9 protein-coding genes and 1 tRNA gene are annotated in these 19146 nt (G+C 41.5%); 6 read left to right on the forward strand and 4 right to left on the reverse strand.

What is annotated here, in order from left to right:
• Window positions 1–7: 7 nt before the first annotated feature.
• Window positions 8–400 (reverse strand): START-like domain-containing protein, encoded by a 393-nt coding sequence (locus tag QHT84_RS08455; protein WP_283239125.1) that lies wholly within the window; start codon window positions 398–400, stop codon window positions 8–10.
• A 144-nt stretch (window positions 401–544) separates the two neighbouring features.
• On the opposite strand from QHT84_RS08455, the gene QHT84_RS08460 reads away from it, so the two are divergent.
• From QHT84_RS08460 to QHT84_RS08470, 3 genes are all read left to right on the forward strand, one after another.
• Window positions 545–618: transfer RNA gene (locus QHT84_RS08460), tRNA-Met, on the forward strand.
• A 249-nt stretch (window positions 619–867) separates the two neighbouring features.
• Window positions 868–4035 (forward strand): LamG-like jellyroll fold domain-containing protein, encoded by a 3168-nt coding sequence (locus QHT84_RS08465; RefSeq protein WP_283239126.1) that lies wholly within the window; start codon window positions 868–870, stop codon window positions 4033–4035.
• A 294-nt stretch (window positions 4036–4329) separates the two neighbouring features.
• Complete coding sequence (locus QHT84_RS08470; RefSeq protein ID WP_283239127.1) at window positions 4330–13224, forward strand: LamG-like jellyroll fold domain-containing protein; 8895 nt, start codon at window positions 4330–4332, stop codon at window positions 13222–13224.
• Window positions 13225–13313: 89 nt separating this feature from the next.
• On the opposite strand, the gene hisS is transcribed toward QHT84_RS08470, so the two are convergent.
• Window positions 13314–14672 carry a histidine--tRNA ligase gene (hisS, locus tag QHT84_RS08475; RefSeq protein ID WP_283239128.1) on the reverse strand — a complete coding sequence of 453 codons (1359 nt, stop codon included), beginning with the start codon at window positions 14670–14672 and terminating at the stop codon, window positions 13314–13316.
• 118 nt (window positions 14673–14790) lie between these two features.
• Here hisS and QHT84_RS08480 point away from each other — a divergent pair, with 118 nt between their 5' ends.
• Entirely contained in the window at window positions 14791–16035 is a 1245-nt protein-coding gene (locus QHT84_RS08480) for an ABC transporter permease (RefSeq protein ID WP_283239129.1), read from the forward strand.
• On the opposite strand, the gene prmC is transcribed toward QHT84_RS08480, so the two are convergent.
• Window positions 16036–16890, reverse strand: a complete 855-nt coding sequence (gene prmC / locus QHT84_RS08485; protein ID WP_283239130.1) for a peptide chain release factor N(5)-glutamine methyltransferase — start codon at window positions 16888–16890, stop codon at window positions 16036–16038.
• A 1-nt stretch (window position 16891) separates the two neighbouring features.
• The gene (locus tag QHT84_RS08490; protein WP_283239131.1) at window positions 16892–17380 is read right to left on the reverse strand and encodes a GNAT family N-acetyltransferase; all 489 of its coding nucleotides are present in this window, start codon (window positions 17378–17380) and stop codon (window positions 16892–16894) included.
• Between the two features lie 108 nt (window positions 17381–17488).
• On the opposite strand from QHT84_RS08490, the gene ribD reads away from it, so the two are divergent.
• Both ribD and QHT84_RS08500 read left to right on the forward strand, forming a co-directional pair.
• On the forward strand, window positions 17489–18532 hold the full coding sequence (ribD, locus tag QHT84_RS08495; protein WP_283239132.1) for a bifunctional diaminohydroxyphosphoribosylaminopyrimidine deaminase/5-amino-6-(5-phosphoribosylamino)uracil reductase RibD: 1044 nt from the start codon (window positions 17489–17491) through the stop codon (window positions 18530–18532).
• Window positions 18525–19133, forward strand: coding sequence for an HAD family hydrolase (locus QHT84_RS08500; RefSeq protein ID WP_283239133.1), 609 nt, complete (start codon window positions 18525–18527; stop codon window positions 19131–19133). The genes ribD and QHT84_RS08500 overlap by 8 nt, the downstream gene beginning before the upstream one ends.
• The last annotated feature ends 13 nt before the right edge of the window (window positions 19134–19146 follow it).

Consider the following 19146-nt stretch of genomic DNA (forward strand, 5'->3'; position numbering starts at 1 on the left):
ACAGGAATTATATAGAACCTATAACATGTTTTAAATCGGAAATTTGATTTTCCCATAATAATTTAGACTCTTCTAATTCATCTTCTACCGCATAATCCACAACCATCAGCGAAACATCTTTAGTAATTTCATCTTCTAAAATTCGGAGCTCAAAATAATAATCGGTGTCTTTTTTATCGGCATCAACCCATTTAAATTTTACCTTTTCTCCGGTTTTCTTGGAAGCTAATCTGGCATTTTCCTCGACATCATCCCAAATAAAAGTAAAAAACTCACCACGAGAATTAACATTATCCGCAAACCATTCCTGTAATCCGGACGGTGTTGAAATGTATTGATACAACAACTGAGGTGACGAGTTTACGGGAAACTCAAGTTCGTAACGTACTTTGGCGTCCATACCTTAACAAATTTTTTGGAAATATATAGAATATAAAATCAAAAAAAAAGCGTTTTTTAAAAATAAAAAAAATAACCCTCAGAAGTTTGTAGCCAATAATTTTAATTTTATATTTGCACCCGCATTCAGGGAATGCTTTATCATGGCGAGGTAGCTCAGTTGGTTAGAGCGCAGGATTCATAACCCTGAGGTCGAGAGTTCAAATCTCTCTCTCGCTACAAAAAAGGCTCGAAAATTTCGAGCCTTTTTTCATTTTATACCGTTGATTAAAATTGTTTTTCAAAACGATTTTGGGGATTTTACACAAAACATTAAATATGTAAGTTTTTTATACTATATTTTATGTTTTTAGTGCATTTCATCGATTTTTTTGTTCTTTTATCGATTACATTTTTACTTTTGATTTGTCAAAAACAATAAAGTGACATAATCATTTTAAAAAATTCATCAACTAATCCCCAAGAGTTATGAAAACAATTTTACTTAACCTACAGAAAAACTATTTAGTTGTAATAACGTTGTTTATTACATCGTTGTCCTTCGGTCAGAATCTTTATGATTCCAGCGGAAACATTATTTGGGATGCCACAGCCAACAGTGGTTACAATAACAATGTCAGCCTTATCGGTAGGGATAATGCTATCAACCTGAATAAGAAACAAAACACTACCAGTATGCCGAAAGTTGGTTTGGGCACTATTGCCAATTCAAACAATGCCAACCCGAACAATTTTGCCAGCGACAAGACTTATCTGGTTTGGGGTGACAACGGTGGTTCGTTGAGTGACTCCGGTACCGATGTCACCGTAACCTTTGGAGGAACTTCAGGCGTAAATACCAGTATTGACATTCCGAGTAAAAAATGGAAAGTAGTGGAAACCGGCGGCGATGTTGGCGCGACAAAAATTTCTATTAACGCTTCAGACTTCAGCAGTTTACCTGCTTTGTCAGGAAATGACTCTTATGTTGTGGTAGTGGCCAATGATGCTTCTTTTACCACTAATGTGGAAACTGTCTTTTTAAATGGCAATGGTTCCAATCAAGAAGGTAATTACGATTTTGACGGAACTAAATATTTCACGATTGGAGTTGCACACAGAGGTACTTTCTCGAGAGAAATCTCTTTTGACGGTTTGGATGATGTTATAAAGTTTGATGCTGTAAATAATTTAACTCCTAATTTCACCATGATGTTTTGGATGAAACCAACAGGAAATAATGCCTTAGCTAACAACAGAACTATTGTATCCAAATACAACGGAACTTCAGGATACAGAGTATACCTATCTACTGACAATAAATTGAATGTTTCATGGACGGGTGGAACTACTTTAACTTCTGCAACGACTATTCCAAATAATGAATGGCATAACATCGCTATCGTATACTCTGTTGGAAGCTTAGTTCTTTACATCGACGGAGTGATGGATTCAGTGGTTTCTTCAAGTGCTCCGAGTTCAGATTCAAGCATTTTCTCCATTGGTGGTGAATACCGAAACAAATCAAGTGTCGGAAATTATTTTAAAGGAGAAATTGATGAATTCAGACTTTGGAGAAGAGCCATGAATTTAAATCCAATCCGATACATTATCAATCAGGAAATAGCACAATATGGAACTGATGAAGTCGTTGGTACAGTGATTCCTCAAAATATTTCCAAAAATGAAATCAGCGGTATTAAATGGTATAATCTTATAGCGTATTATTCCATGAACTCATTTATTGGAACGCACGTTGACGATAACTCACAGTCTAAAAACAGAGGTTATTTATTCACCAACAATGCACTTACCGTAAAACAACAAAGTGCTCCAATGCCTTATGAAACCACAACCGATGGTAATTGGACCAATAGCAATACATGGGCGAATGGAAATATTCCTCTATCTGTGTCAATTGTAAACCCGGCAACTACTATTGCGTGGAATATTGTAAAAACCAACAACAATGTAAACTCTACTGCAAACCAAACACTGTTAGCTCTTTTGGTGACAGGCAATACTTTAAACGCTCAAAACAATTCTAAAATTGAGGTTTCACATTACCTGAAACTTGACGGCAAAATTGACCTTCAAGGGAAATCGCAATTGGTACAAACCCACAACAGCGATTTAGATGCCGCAAGCATCGGATTTATCGAAAGAGATCAACAAGGGCAATCCAATAAATTCAATTACAATTATTGGTCATCACCGGTAAGCTCTATAAATAATTCAACTCTTAACCATGGATTTACTGTGGCAGGAGTAATGAAAGACGGAACTTCTTCAACACCACAAGACATTAACTGGACAACCGGAATAAACGGTTCTCCAACAAGTCCAATTACGCTATCTAGCTATTGGATATTTAAATTCCAAGATTTGTCAAATGGTTATGCCAATTGGAGTGCTGTGGGCCAAAACGGAACACTCTCTGCCGGACAAGGGTTTACATTAAAAGGATCCGGTAGTGCTACTGCTAATCAAAACTACACTTTTGTTGGTAAACCGAATAACGGTACTATAGCCTCTAGTGTATCTGCCGGAAATTTAAACTTATCCGGTAACCCATATCCTTCTGCTATTGATGCTAACCGATTTATCGACGATAATGCCGCCAGCATTACCGGTACGTTGTATTTCTGGGAGCATTACAATACCAACACCTCACATGCTACCATTTTGTACCAAGGAGGTTATGCAACCTACACCAAAACCGGAGGAACTGCACCGGTAGCTCCTACCGGAGTTAGCGGAAGCGGAACCAGCAGAAAAAGACCAAACAGATATATACCGGTAGGTCAAGGCTTTTTTGTAACAGGTTCTTCAACCGGAGGCGCCATCACATTTAATAATAGTCAAAGGGTCTTTGCCACAGAAAATGACAGCAGATCTTACCAATTATTCCGAACAAATTCAGACCCTATCACTATTAATGATGAGGGAGATGCAAATGATGAAGAGCAATTCACAAAATTGTATTTAGGATTTGACTCGGCCGATCAAATACACCGACAAATACTAATTGGCTTTATGAATGAATATGCTACTTCAGGAATTGACCCTGGGTATGATGGTTTGAGTATCGAAAACCTTACTAATGATTACTATTTCATTAACGGTACAGTAAAACTAAACATACAAGGAGAAGGTTATTTTAACGTTGCTGCAGTATATCCGCTTGGTGTAAAAAATGCTGTAGAAGGCATTGTTAAATTCAGTATTGATGAAAAAGAAAATTTGGACGAGTCTCAAAATGTGTACATTTACGATAACCTCACTAACGAGTATCACGACATTACCACAGAAGGCTGGGAAATCAGTTTACCTGCAGGAACTTTTGACAATCGCTTCTCATTAAGATTCCTTAATCCGGATGCTTTAGGAACTGTTGAAAACAATACTCTAAGCGGAATAATGGTTACGCATTCACAAGCAGATGAATTGTTAACAATCAAAAATGAACTACAAGTAGCGACCATAGATTCAGTAGTATTATACAACATCATGGGGCAAAATGTATCTCAATGGAAATTAGACACTAATAACCAACAAATCATTCAATTATCTGTTGAAAACGCAACTACCGGAACTTACATCGTAAAAATTAATACCGATAAAGGAAGTTTCAGTAAAAAGATTTTAATTCAATAACCATTCAAGTAACACCCAAAAAGTACTCCCAAAAATGGGAGTATTTTTTTTTACCTCACCACCCCTTAGAACCTATTAATCTGTTTAATCAACAAAAGCATCTGAAAAAAAGTCGTTTTTAAGGCATTTTAAAAGTAAGAATTGAGTTTTATTTTGTAAGTTTTTTACGCATGTATAAATCAATATAGTGCATTTCATCGATTTTTTTGTGTTTTTTGTCGACATTTTGAATTGATGTATTAGCTTTGAGTTGTCAAAATCAACCATGTTTTACATACCTTAAAAAAATGAGTTATGGAAAAAATACAGATTACACTAAGAAAAAAGTACATTACCATAATAATGGTATTGGTAATGTATGCAGGATACGGTCAATCACAAATATTTTACACTAACTCCGGAACTTTTACAGCTCCTGCAGGAGTGACCACTATTCAAGTGGAAGCGTATGGTGCCGGTGGCGGTGGCGGATATGGCGGCTCATCTAATAAAGATGGCGGTGGCGGTGGCGGTGGCGGTGGCTACACTAAAAACATTTCGGTTCCCGTAACAGCAGGTACAACATACAACATCACTATTGGAGCCAGAGGAAACGGTGCTACCTCAAGCATTTCACCAAACGGAGCAAATGGAGGCAACACTTTTGCTACATTTGGATCAACAACAGTTATTGCTTATGGTGGAATCGGTGGTTTTGGCTATACCAATGGAGGTGCCGGAGGAACAGGAGGCGCTGGCTCAACCTATAATGGTGGCGCCGGTGGTGCCGGACTCAACGGTCTTGGTAGCGGCGGCGGCGGCGGCGCAGCGGGTACTTTGAGCCATGGAGGCTTAGGATCCGTTCCAAATGGAGGAACTGCCGGTGGAGGATTTGCCGGTGCCGGTGGTGCAGGTACTACTTCTCCGAGTGCCGCAGGTTCATCTTCGCTGAGTAACTATGGCGGTGGCGGTGGTGGTGGCACCAAAGCATCAGCCGGTGGAAATGGAGCCGGTGGATATGTAATTATAACTTATACTTGTCCTACTTACGCTTTAACCGGTGCAACTTCTTCTAATAGTCCGTTGTGTGCGGGTTCTTCTGCCCTGGTAACTTTAACTTCATCTTCCTTAGCATCAGGAGCATACATCGTAACTTATAACTTAAGTGGGGCAACAACTGCCAACGGAATCACTGCTGTGATGAATTTCACGGCCGGTAATCCCGGATCCGGAACATTTAGTACACCTGTTTTAAATTTGGGTGTTACTAATGTTACAATAACAAATTTAGCTTCTTCTTATTGCAGCAACAATATAAGTGCCTTCAATACTACCAGCATTACGGTAAATTCAAGTCCGACAGCCATTTCTGGCGCTGCCGTTACCGAATGTTCATCAAACACTGCAATCAATATAACGACCGGGGCAAGTGCAGCAAACTACAATACTGTATTATGGACTACCGGCGGGACCGGTACTTTTACAGATGCCAATTCATTATCGGCCTGCACTTACACTCCCAGCGAGGCTGATATAGCAACAGGAAGCGTACAAATAACACTTACCGCTTCAAATCCGGGTTGTACAAGCGCAACATCAACTAAAACCTTAACATTAGTGGCTGCAGCCGATATAGAAGCAGGTGCAAATGTTTATACGTGTTCATCAGGTGGTGCTGTCAATGTTACTACCGGTGCTAGTGCTGCAAACTACACCTCTATTGCATGGACTTCCAATGGAACAGGAACTTTTGCTGATGCCAATTCCATAACATCGTGTACCTATACTCCAAGTGCTGACGATATTCTTTCCGGAACTATTATTTTAACGCTCACCGCAACCGGAAATTCACCATGCGGCGTCACAACAGCTACCAAAACATTAACTATAGGTAATCCAATGACGGTGGAGGCAGGAGCTGACATCACCATTTGTGCGACCACAGATCCTGTTAGCGTGACAGATGGTTCCGAGGCAACCCAACAAACCGAAGTATTATGGACTTCGAGCGGAACGGGTTCTTTTACCCATGCTGATTCTATGACCGATTGTGCGTATACGGCAAGCGCTGAAGATTTAACCGCAGGAAGTGTTACACTAACGCTTACCGCCTCCAATACAGGTTGTGACAATGTAACTTCAACAAAAACCTTAACTTTTATAGCGCAACCCACAGCAATTGCCGGAGATGAAATATCCATTTGTTCTACTGTTGGTTCAATCAACATTGCTGATGGCTCATCTGCCAATAATTACACCAACATCTTGTGGACAACAAGCGGAACCGGTACTATTGACAATCCTGATTCGCTTACCTCTGCCGTATACACTCCCAGTGCAGAAGACATCGCAGCGGGAAGCGTTATTGTAACGCTAACAGCATATGGGAATACGCCTTGTGCAGCTGCTGTTTCTACTAAAACAGTAACTATTAACAGCCCCATGACGGCTGTAGCCGGTGCTGATTTTAGTGCTTGTACTTCCGAAACAGCTATTAATATTACCACTGATGCAGTTGCCTCTAATCAAACCAGTGTGTCATGGACATCAAACGGAAGCGGTAGTTTTACCAATGCCGATTCGCTCACACAAGCTACTTATATGCCAAGTGCTGATGATTTGGCTTCGGGAAGTGTTGTTTTCACACTTACGGTTTCAAATATAGGATGTACTGATGTTATCTCAACTAAAACAATGGCATTTGTTGACAGCGCTGATGCAGCGGCCGGTATGGATTTGGCGATTTGTTCGTACAATACAGCTGTTAATGTTACTTTCGGTGCATCGGCATCAAACTATACTGCTGTCGAATGGACATCGAGCGGAACGGGAACCTTTAACGATGCTGATTCATTAACATCAGCTACCTACTTCCCGAGTGCGGATGACATTGCCGCCGGTGGTGTTACTATTACCTTAACTGCAATTGGGAACACTCCTTGTTCCAATGCCGTTTCCACAAAAATATTAACCATAGATACTACCCCTACTGCAACAGCCGGCGTTGATTTTTCCACTTGTTACAGCGGAGGCTCAATCAATATAGGTTCTGATGCAAGTGCAACCCACCATACAAGTGTCATTTGGATATCAAATGGAACCGGAACCTTTGAGAATGCCGACTCTGTAACTAATTGTAACTATACTCCCAGCGAAGCTGATTTAGCTGTCGGAAGCGTTGTTTTTTCTTTAATCGCTTCAAATGCAGGTTGTGGAGTAGCTTATGCTACAAAAACAGTCACCATTAGCGCCCTTCCAACCGTTGTGGCGGGAGATGTGATAAACACTTGTGAAAGTAACGGTGCGGTAAATATTACTGCCGGTTCTAATGCTACTTACTACAATTCCATATTATGGACCTCGAGTGGAACCGGTACTTTTACAGATGCCGATTCGCTAACCTCGGCTACATACACCCCGAGTGCTGAAGATATTACAGCCGGCAGTGTGGTACTAACCCTGACGGCCGTCGGGAATGCACCTTGTGCATCGGTTTCTTCGTCCAAAAATTTGATTATCAATGTCGCTGCAACGGCGGCTGCCGGTTCAGATTTCTCAGTTTGTTATTCCGGTGGTGCTGTTGATATTTCAACAGGATCCAGTGCAACTAACCAAACTACAGTGCTTTGGACCTCAGATGGAACGGGAACTTTTGCAAACGCAGATTCATTAACAAACTGCACTTATACCCCAAGTGCTGAAGACATCTTACTGGGAAGTGTAACTTTCACTCTCACAGCCTCTAATGCTGCTTGTAGTACTGCAACCTCAACCAAAATACTTACTATTAGTTCTTCTCCTATAGCTAATGCCGGAACAAATGTGACCTCTTGTTCAAATAATGGTGCGGTAAACATTACGGCAGGTGCAACTGCAAATAATTATGCTTCGATAGCCTGGACATCAAACGGAACAGGGACTTTTACGAATCCCAATTCGTTAACAACTTGTACCTATACCCCAAGTCCGACAGATATCGCTAACGGGACTGTAACCTTGACACTAACAGCTTATGGAAATACCCCGTGTAACAATGCCGTGAGTACTAAAACGCTGCAGATAAACAGCACTATGACTGTAGCAGCCGGTGCCTCTTTTAGTGTGTGTTCATCTAACACTGCAATAGACGTTACAACGGGTTCAAGTGCTACAAATCATACCTCGGTCACTTGGACATCTAACGGAACAGGGACATTTACCGATTCGAATTCATTGACCTCGTGCACTTACAGTCCGAGTGCAGCCGATATTGCAGCAGGAAGTGTAATTATAACGCTGACGGCTTCAAATACCAGCTGTCCCAATGTAAACTCGAGTAAAACCTTAACATTTATTCCGGCACCGATTGTCGATGCAGGATCAGATATTGCCACTTGCTCTACTTGTGGAACTGTAAACATTACTGCTAACGCGAGTGCTTCAAACTACAACTCTATAGTATGGACATCAAGCGGAACCGGTACCTTTACAAATCCAAACTCATTAACAGCTTGTACCTACACTCCAAGTGCTGCTGATATCACAACCAGTTTAACACAAGGAGGAATTGTGTTAACGTTAACTGCTACCGGAAGTGCTCCTTGTTTTACTACAACTTCCACAAAAGTTTTGGCTATAACCTCACAAACATTTACTTCTTCGGGTACTTTCACTGTTCCTGCCGGAGTTTATCAGGTAACCGTTGAAGGTTGGGGCGGCGGCGGAAAAGGTGGAGACGGATTGAATATTGGAAATGTTGGCGGCGGAGGCGGAGGCGGAGCCTATGCCACAAAATCGATTCCGGTTGTGCCGGGAACAACATATACAGTAAACGTTGGATTGGGAGCAACAACTGTAGCTAACGGTGGTGACTCATGGTTTATCAACACTTCAACTTTCTTGGCAAAAGGAGGTACTACAGCACTCAACAACGTAACAACCGGTGCTGCAGGCGGTTCGGCCGCAAGCTCTATTGGAGACGTGACCTCTAGCGGAGGAAATGGTGCCAACGGTGTTAGTGGTTCTTATGGTGGCGGAGGCGGAGCCGGAGCAGAAGCCGGAGAAAACATGGGTGTTAATGCCACTACGCATTTAGGTGCCGTGGCCACTTGCAACGGCGGAAATGGCGGAAATGGCTATACATCCCCTAACGGTGACGGTTTACCGGGACTCAGTCCGGGTGGCGGTGGCGGTGGCGGCCGCAGAAACGGAAACAACGGAGTTAATCAGGGAACCGGAGGAAGAGGTGCCGATGGAAAAATAATTATCAGATGGCCTGTCAACGCATTACCTTCAACTTTAACACACGGTCCGGGCGGGGTGACATCTGACTTACAATTGTGGTTGCGTTCGGATTTATTAAACGGGACTACAACCGTGGCCGACAATACCCCTGTAATTACATGGTATACTCAGGCAAAAGGAGCCAATGCTATCAAACCTGCAGCAGTTGGAGCACCTGTTTATCGCAATAATGCTACGCACAACATCAATTTTAACCCTGTAGTCGATTTTACCAATCCGTATAACAGTCCATCACAGGTTTATACCGATTTGAACAGTTCAAGACAATATTTGAAAGGAACCAATGGCTTTTATTCAGAAGACACTTTTGTAGTGGTTATTCCGGATGTTACGGTAACTTCTGCACTGAACAGCATGGACGTATTTGCCGGAAAAAGTTCTCCTTGTACCCAAAATGTGAAATCCGGCATCTCTTTTGGTAACGTAGACACCCGCTTCACCAATGAAGTATTGTCATATACATCAGGCACTACTACTTCTTACGGAACGGCAGAAGTAAGCACAACATCACAATACAATAGCCCGGGAATTATCAACATCAGAAACAACCCCGGAAATACCGGTATGCAATTGTATTATAATGCCAATAACATTGCAACAACTGAAGTGAACGCTTCTAAGCACAGAAACATTTACGACAGTCCGTACTGGATTGGAAGAAGTGAAGCTTGGGACGGAAGTTTAGACGGAAGAATTGCGGAGATAATTACTTTCAGCTCCAGAAAAAATGATGTTACTGAGAGAAGTAAAGTAGAAAGCTATCTAGCTATTAAATATGGCATTACTCTGGGAGTAAATGGTACTTCTCAAAACTATATCGGTTCTGACGGAACACTGATTTGGAACGCAACATCCAATACCGGTTACAATTACGATATCACCGGTATCGGTAGAGATGACCTGTCAAGATTAAATCAAAAACAATCTAAAAGTGTTAATGCCAATACTATCTTAACCATCGGATTAGGAACCATTGCCACCACTAACACCGCCAATACAAATACTTTCGATGCAGACAAAAAATATTTGGTTTGGGGTGATAACGGTCAAAACATGAATGATTCCGGTACTGATTTAACCATCACTTTTGGTGGTACTTCCGGAGTTACCACTGTTACGGATGTTCCGAATAAGAAATGGAAAATTGTGGAAACCGGAGGAGATGTAGCTACAGTTAAAATTTCCATCCCAACTTCAGCGTTAGCGAATTTACCTGCTTTATCCGGTAATGATGCTTACGTAATGATAGTGGCTTCCGACGCTGCTTTCACCACAGATGTCGAAACCATATTCTTATCAACAAACGGAACCAAACAAGAGACTAGTTACGACTTCGACGGAACAAAATATTTTACTTTCGGTGTAGCGCATGAAAGTGTGTACTCAAGACATGCCTCTTTTGATGGTGTAGATGACATCATGAAAACTGCTGCCGTAAATAACTTAAACAGTGTCTTTACCATGATGACTTGGGTTAGACCTACCGGAGCAAATACCTTGGCTAACGACAGAACTATAGTATCTAAATTCAATGGTTCAACAGGGTTCCGAGTATATTTATCGAGCAACAACAAAGTAAATGTAACATGGTCCGGCGGAACAACATTAACTTCAAACACAGCCTTACCAAATTCGGAATGGCATAATATTGCTGTTATTTACTCCTCGGGTGCTATCAAGCTCTATATCGATGGAGTATTGGACTCTACTGTTAACTCAGCGGCTCCGGCATCAAACTCGAATGTATTCTCTATCGGAGCAGAATACCGATCGAAATCAGATACCCGAAACTTTTTCAAAGGGGATATCGATGAGTTCCGATTGTGGAACAAAGCCTTGACGCTGTCTGAGTTAAAATTCGTAATGAATCAGGAAATACTACAAAACGGAACGGTGACTAAAGGAGCTATTATCCCAACCACCGTTACCCGAAACGATATCAGCTCTTTGGGTTGGAGCAACCTCCAAGCGTATTATTCGATGAATTCTTTTATCGGTACCTACATCAATGATGATTCCGTGAACAACAACAGAGGAAATGTATTTTCTCCTAATAAAACTACGATAACCCTACAGTCAGCGCCACTACCGTACGAAAGTACTACCGCCGGATCTTGGGCAAGTGCTGCTACTTGGGCAAACGGAAGCATCCAACAAATACCGGGCAGTTTATCGATTGTTGACAACGCCACTTCTATTGACTGGAATATTGTGAAAACAAATCATGATATCACTTCAACCGGAAACCGAACGTTGCTGGGATTATTTGTAACTGCAAATACGTTGAGTGCCGCCAATGACACCAAAATTGAGCTGACACACTATTTAAAACTGGATGGAAAAATTGATTTGGTTGGAAAATCACAATTGGTACAAACCGTTAATAGTGATTTGGATGTAACCAGTTCAGGATCTATCGAAAGAGACCAACAAGGACAATCCAATATGTATAACTACAACTATTGGTCATCACCTGTGAGCTCTATCAATAATTCCACCATCAATCACGGGTTTACCGTAGCCGGTGTTATGAAAGACGGAACAACTGCCATTCCTCAAAATTTAAATTGGACCAACAGCATCAACAGTTCGGCAACCAGCCCAATTACCTTGAGCAGCTATTGGATATTCAAATTTCAAAATTTAACCAACAGTTATGCCAACTGGACAGCTGTTGGGCCAAACGGAACATTACTGGCTTGTCAGGGATATACGTTGAAAGGGTCAAACAGCCCGAACCCTTTCCAAAACTACACTTTTGTGGGAAAACCTAACAACGGCCCTATAACTTCTGTCGTGGCTCCCGACAATTTAAATTTATGTGGTAACCCATATCCTTCTGCCATTGATGCTGATAAATTCATCGATGACAATATAGGTTCAATCACAGGAACATTATTGTTTTGGGAACATTACAATACGAACTATTCCCACACTACCATACAATACCAAGGCGGATATGCCACCTACACCAAAGTAGGCGGTACCGCACCTGTGGCTCCGGCTGGTATCAGTGGTTTGGGAATCAGCAATAAGCTGGCTAAAAGATTTATTCCGGTGGGACAAGGTTTCTTTGTAATCGGAAATGGAAATGGTGGAACAATAACCTTCAACAACAGCCAACGTATTTTTATTAAGGAAGACAATGCAAATTCACAATACTTATTCAGAAATACCGGAATGATGGCCAGCAATAGTTCGGATGATAACAATGCGGAAGATTCGTTTGAGCAGCAACAATTCACTAAATTACGATTAGGATTTGTATCGGCCGATAATTACCACCGACAGTTGTTATTAGGTTTTATGAATCAATTTGCCACTGGTGCATTCGACAACGGTTACGATGCGTTGAGTCCGGAAACAACATCGAGCGACATGTATTTCATGCAAGGAACGAACAAACAAAACATTATTGGTGACGGTTACTTTAATGCCAACAACAGTTATCCTTTAGGAATTAAAAATGCTACTGCCGGAAATGTGAAATTCAATTTGGATGACACAGAAAATTTAGACAACAACCAAGAAGTTTATATTTACGACAATGTAACGGATGCCTACCACAGTATTACATCGCAGGCGTTTGAAATTAACTTACCGGCCGGAGTCTATGAGAATCGTTTCTTCTTGAGATTCACCACTTCAAGTGCTTTGGGAACCAATGAGAATGAAATCCAAAACAGTCTGTCGGTTACTCATACGCAGTCTGACAATACCATTCATATCAAAAATGAGTTGATGGAAACCTCCATTCAATCGGTTGAGTTGTACAACTTGCTGGGGCAAAAAGTAGCCGAATGGCCAATCGGAAACCAATCGGAAACTGAAATGCATTTACCGGTAGGCAACCTAAGCAGCGGTACTTACATTGTAAAAATCAGTACGGATAAAGGCACCATCAGTAAAAAAATTATAAAAAAATAACAGTATCCTATAAAAAACTCTCCGTTTCGGGCGGAGAGTTTTTATTCATTATTGATAAAAAAATCAAATTATGCTCCTACTTATTACACTCAAGTTAATTTCTCTAAAATACCCGATACATCGATTTGCGATTGTTCGCCGGTTCTTAAACACTTCAAAGTAATCGAACTTCCGGTGATTTCTTTCACCACAAACGGAATGTTTCTGCGCTCCGCATGTTTAAACTGCTTGTCTATTTTGGCCGCATCGGGATACATTTCGGCTTTTACCTGCTTACTTCTTAAAAAAGTTATGGCTTTCATGGCGTCGAAGGCCTGAGGTTCACCCAAATTTAAAAACAATACCTGCGTGGCTGTGGTAATGGTTTCGGGAAACAAGTTCAACTCGTCGAGAACCAAATAAATGCGGTCTAAGCCAAAAGAAATACCTACACCGCTCATATTTTTCAACCCGAAAATGCCGGTTAAGTCATCGTATCTGCCGCCGCCACCAATAGAACCCATGGCTACTCCGGCCGGTGCCGCAACTTCAAAAATGGCTCCGGTGTAGTAATTCAATCCTCGGGCTAAGGTCACGTCCAAATCCAATTGTGCTTTTTGCAAACCAAGCTTCATCACGTTATCACAGATAAAACGCAGTTCTTCAATGCCTTTTTGGCCTTCTTCGGAAGTGGTCAACAACTGTGACAATTTTTCAAATTTTTCCTGAATAGTTCCGGTAAAACGAAACAAGGGTTGTACTTTGGCGAGTGCTTCTTCGGCAATCCCTTTTTCGAGCATTTCTTTTTTAACGCCGTCCTCCCCTATTTTGTCCAATTTGTCTAAGGCTACGGTGAAATCAATCAGCTTATCCGAAGCCCCGATAACCTCAGCAATTCCCGATAAAACTTTGCGGTTGTTAATTTTGATGGTCACGCCTTCCAAACCCAATTCGGCAAAAACCGAATCGTACAATTGCACCAACTCTACTTCCTGCCATAACGAGGTCGAACCGACTACATCGGCATCGCATTGGTAAAACTCTCTGAAGCGTCCTTTTTGCGGACGATCGGCACGCCAAACCGGCTGAATTTGATACCGTTTAAACGGAAATTCAATCTCGTTTTGGTGTTGCACCACATAACGGGCAAACGGCACCGTTAAGTCGTAACGCAAGGCTTTTTCGGAGATTTTTGCGGTGAGTTTTTTATAATTGATTTGTTGTAACTCTTCCGGGGATACTTTATCCAAATAATCCCCCGAATTCAATATCTTAAAAATCAAACGATCGCCTTCTTCCCCGTATTTCCCCATCAGGGTTTCGGAGTTTTCAAACGAAGGCGTTTCGATAGGTTGGTACCCAAATTGCTCAAAATGACGGCGCATCACCGAAATGATATAGTTGCGTTTGGACACCTCTACGGGTGAAAAATCTCTCGTGCCTTTAGGAATACTTGGTTTTTGAGCCATCTGTATGAATTATGAATTGCGAATTAACCTTGCAAATATCTTATTTTTAAAATTATTTTCGAACAACGCGCTCTATATTCTTGTAACAAAAGCTGTACTTTAGTGTCAAATTACCGTTATGATTGGATTATTCAGAGAAAATGTAAAAATCGCAATGGGTTCTATCCGAACGCAATTGCTTCGCACCATATTGACTGTTGTTATTATCGCCTTCGGAATCATGGCGTTGGTAGGCATCCTTACCGTAGTTTCTGCTATAGAGTACAACCTCAACAGCAGTTTTGCTTCGATGGGCTCCAATACCTTCACCATCAACCAATACGAATCGCGTAACAGAAGTAGCGGTGGTGGCGAAATTGAAAAAATTAATCCGATTATTTCCTATCCCGAAGCTAAAGCGTTCAAAGAAAAATTTCATTTTCCGCTGACCCAAACATCACTTTCCTTTATGGCTACCTCCAATGCCGAAGTGAAATTCGAGAATCAAAAAACCGATCCGGAAATTACGGTTTTCGGAATCGATGAGTTTTATTTGCCCAACACCGGAGTTGAAGTGGCTCAAGGCCGAAACTTCAATTCTTTTGACATTTCCAACAACGTGTATTCGTGTATCGTGGGTTCTGATTTTGCCAGCAAAGGATTGCTCAAAGACACAAATCCGATTGACAAGATTATTTCGATTCGCGGTGCCAAATTTAAAGTCATCGGAGTTTTAAAAGAACAAGGTTCTACGTTTGGCAACAGCAAAGATTTACGAATTATGATTCCGATACAAGTAGCCCGCTCCATGTTTTCGGCTCCTAATATCAATTACTCGGTGAATGCCATGGTAATGAAAAAAGAGATGCTCGATGAAGCCATCGACAATGCCATTACCACCATGCGAAAAGTGCGAAAACTCAATCCGGTAGAAGACAATAATTTCGGAATATCGAGAAGCGACGACCTTATTCACCGCATTGCCGAAATGACCGGTTTTTTAACCAAAGCGGCTTGGGTTATGGGTATCATTACTATTTTAGGGTCTTCGATTGCCTTGATGAACATTATGGTGGTTTCGGTAACCGAGAGAACACGCGAAATTGGTGTCCGCAAAGCCTTGGGCGCCAAAAAGAAAACCATTGCTTTTCAGTTTTTTATCGAGACCTTAACCATCGGACAAATGGGTGGTTTTTTCGGAACGGTTTTCGGAATTCTAGCCGGATTCTTTATCTGTTTGTTTGCTAACTGGGATTTTGTGATTCCGTGGGGCGCTATAGTAGCGGCCTTTATCACAAGTTTCATTGTGGCGTTGGTTTCCGGTTTGTATCCGGCGATTAAAGCCGCAAACCTCGACCCGATTGAAGCGTTGCGCTACGAGTGATTAGGCAAAAGCACTAATCATGCGGTCGTTGCCGTATATATCCTGATGCAGCACAACTTGTGTAAATCCGAATTGGGCTACCAGTGCCACCGTTTCTTTTCCTAAATACTGATTGATTTCGAAAAACAAGCGGCCACCGGGACGTAAATTTTCCCGAGCTAATGCGGCTATTTTTCGATAAAAGAGCAACGCATCGTCATCTTCTACAAATAGTGCCAAATGCGGTTCAAATTCCAATACATTGGGTTTGATTTCGGCTTTCTCTACCTGTCGAACATAGGGCGGATTGGAAACGATGATGTCAAATGGCATTCCTAAATCATCGGTCTCCAAAATATTTTTTGCCATAAAAGTTATTGCTACAGCGTTGCGCTCGGCATTTTTTTGAGCTACTTGCAGGGCTTTGCCGGAAACGTCTATCGCATAGACTTCGGCTGTTGGCCAATTTTTCTTTAAGGCAATCGGAATACACCCACTTCCGGTACCGATATCGAGGATACGAACGTTTTCTTGGTGCCGTTTTCCTTTCTCTTCCGTTAGAATCAACGCAACTAACTCTTCGGTTTCGGGGCGCGGTATCAATACATTTTCATTCACTTGAAACGATAAGCCGTAAAATTCGGTTTCTCCCAAAATGTATTGTATCGGTTTTTGCTTTTTCAAATCGGAGACGATGGCTTTCCATTGTTTCAAATGAATGCCATCCATAACCGTTTCGGGATTCAGTGCCAAATCAATGCGTTTCAAACCGTGCAATTTCTCGAGTATGATATAAAAAAAACGCTCCACTTCCTTCTCGTCATACAACGAAGTAAGCGCTTCTGAAAAAATAGTTTTGTAGTTTTTAATCAACATCTCACCGTAAATCTTTAATCATCCAAACCGGACAAGTCGAATGCCCGGTATTGCCCAGCGGAGCACAAATATAGTGGAAACCCATTTTTTGATACAAATGTTGCGCGGCTTCCATCTCGGGCAATGTTTCGAGATAACATTGGTCGTAGCCAAACGCCGTGGCTGCTTCTAAACAGCGTTGAATCATTTGCTGACCAACACCTTTTCCTCTTACTTCCGATAAAAAGTACATCTTTTGCAATTCACAAATATTGTCCTCCGTATTGTCGAGTTGGCTGATTCCGCCACCGCCGACTATTTTCCCGTTTTGCTCTACCACATAATAAACAGCTCTCGGTTTGTGGTAGGTCTCAAACATATAATCAAGTTGGGAATCGGCAAAGGCTGTACCGGTTTTGGGGAAATCATCTGCGATAAAAACCTCACGGATTACGGCAGCAATTGCCGAATTATCTTCGGATTGAATTTCCCTGATGAGGATGCTGTTCATTGTAAAAGTAATGTCTTATTTTTGTTTGGTGAAGATACATGAAACGCTAAAGACAAACAAGAATAAAACAACAACTTTAAGGGCGTTCCTGACGAACTTAGGCAAAAAATGAAATCGACGGAAGAATTCTACATAAATCGCTGCATTCAATTGGCCAAAAACGGTTTGGGCACCACCTACCCTAACCCGTTAGTAGGCAGTGTAATTGTGCACAACGGCCGGATTATAGGCGAAGGTTGGCATCGAAAAGCCGGCGAGGCTCATGCCGAAGTCAACGCTGTAAATTCGGTAAAAGACAAATCCGTTTTAGCTGAATCTACTCTTTATGTTTCTCTCGAACCTTGCAGTCATTTCGGCAAAACACCACCTTGTTGTGATTTAATTCTTCACCACAAAATTCCGAATGTGGTCATCGGAACCATCGACCCCAACAGCCAAGTAGCCGGAACCGGAATTCAAAAACTGATTGCAAACGGCTGCACGGTTACTGTTGGTGTTTTGGAAAAGGAGTGTCACGAATTAAACAAGCGCTTTTTTACGTTTCACACAAAAAAAAGACCCTACATCATTTTAAAATGGGCCGAAACCACCGATGGTTTTTTGGCGCCACTGTCCAAAAACCAAAACAAACCCGTTTGGATTTCCAACGCCTATTCCCGTCAGTTAGTACATCAATGGCGCAGTGAAGAGCAGGCTATTTTGGTGGGTACACAAACGGTTTTAGACGACAATCCGAAATTGGATGTCAGGGATTGGACGGGTCAAAACCCGGTTCGAATTGTTTTGGATCGCACCGGAAAAATCTCGGAAGTATATCATGTAAAAAACGGCTCCACGAAAACTATAGTCATTACGGAACAGGAAAATTTGACTTCAAGCGATACTATTATGTATGAAAATGTTATCTTTGATAGGCAACTAACCCATAAAATTGCTGAAATTTTATACCATCACGGAATTCAATCGGTGATTGTGGAAGGCGGAAGACAAACGCTTCAAACTTTTATTGATGACCATCTTTGGGATGAGGCCAGGGTTTTTGTTGGGAAAGTCGAAATCAAAAACGGTATTAAAGCGCCGGTTTTAGAGCGCCGTTTCACATCGATTCCCGTTAAAGGTGACCAACTTAAATTGTATTTGAACCATGATTAATACTATAATTTTTGATTTTGGCGATGTCTTTATCAATTTGGAAAAAGAAAAATCGATTGAAGAGTTTAAAAAATTAGGACTCAACGGACCAAATGAAGAATTATTAGCAAAGAATGATTTGTTCGAAAAAGGACACATCTCCGAAATAGAATTTATCGACAGTTTCAAAAAATTTATTCCCAATGCCGAAGTAGATGCCATTATCAAAGCCTGGAATTCGGTAATAGGCGATTTTCCTTTGTACCGATTGGAGTTTTTGCAGATGCTGTCCGGTAAATACCGTTTGTTTCTGTTAACCAACACCGATTCCATCCACATCAATCGTTTTGAACACAAGGTAGGCATGTCGTTTTACACCGATTTTTACCGTTGTTTCGAAAAAGTCTATTATTCTTATGAAATGGGTATGCGGAAACCACAGCCGGAAATATTCACTACTATTATAAACAAACACGATTTGTCACCGAAGCGTACACTGTTTGTTGATGACAAAAAAGACAATACGGATGTGGCAGCCCAATTAGGACTTCATGTGTGGAATTTGCAAGTCGGCACCGACGACGTGATAAATTTATTTGACCAAAAACACTTACCGTTGTAAATTCCGAGCTCCA

The sequence above is a fragment of the Flavobacterium sedimenticola genome (assembly GCF_030053345.1).
Lineage (GTDB): Bacteria > Bacteroidota > Bacteroidia > Flavobacteriales > Flavobacteriaceae > Flavobacterium > Flavobacterium sedimenticola.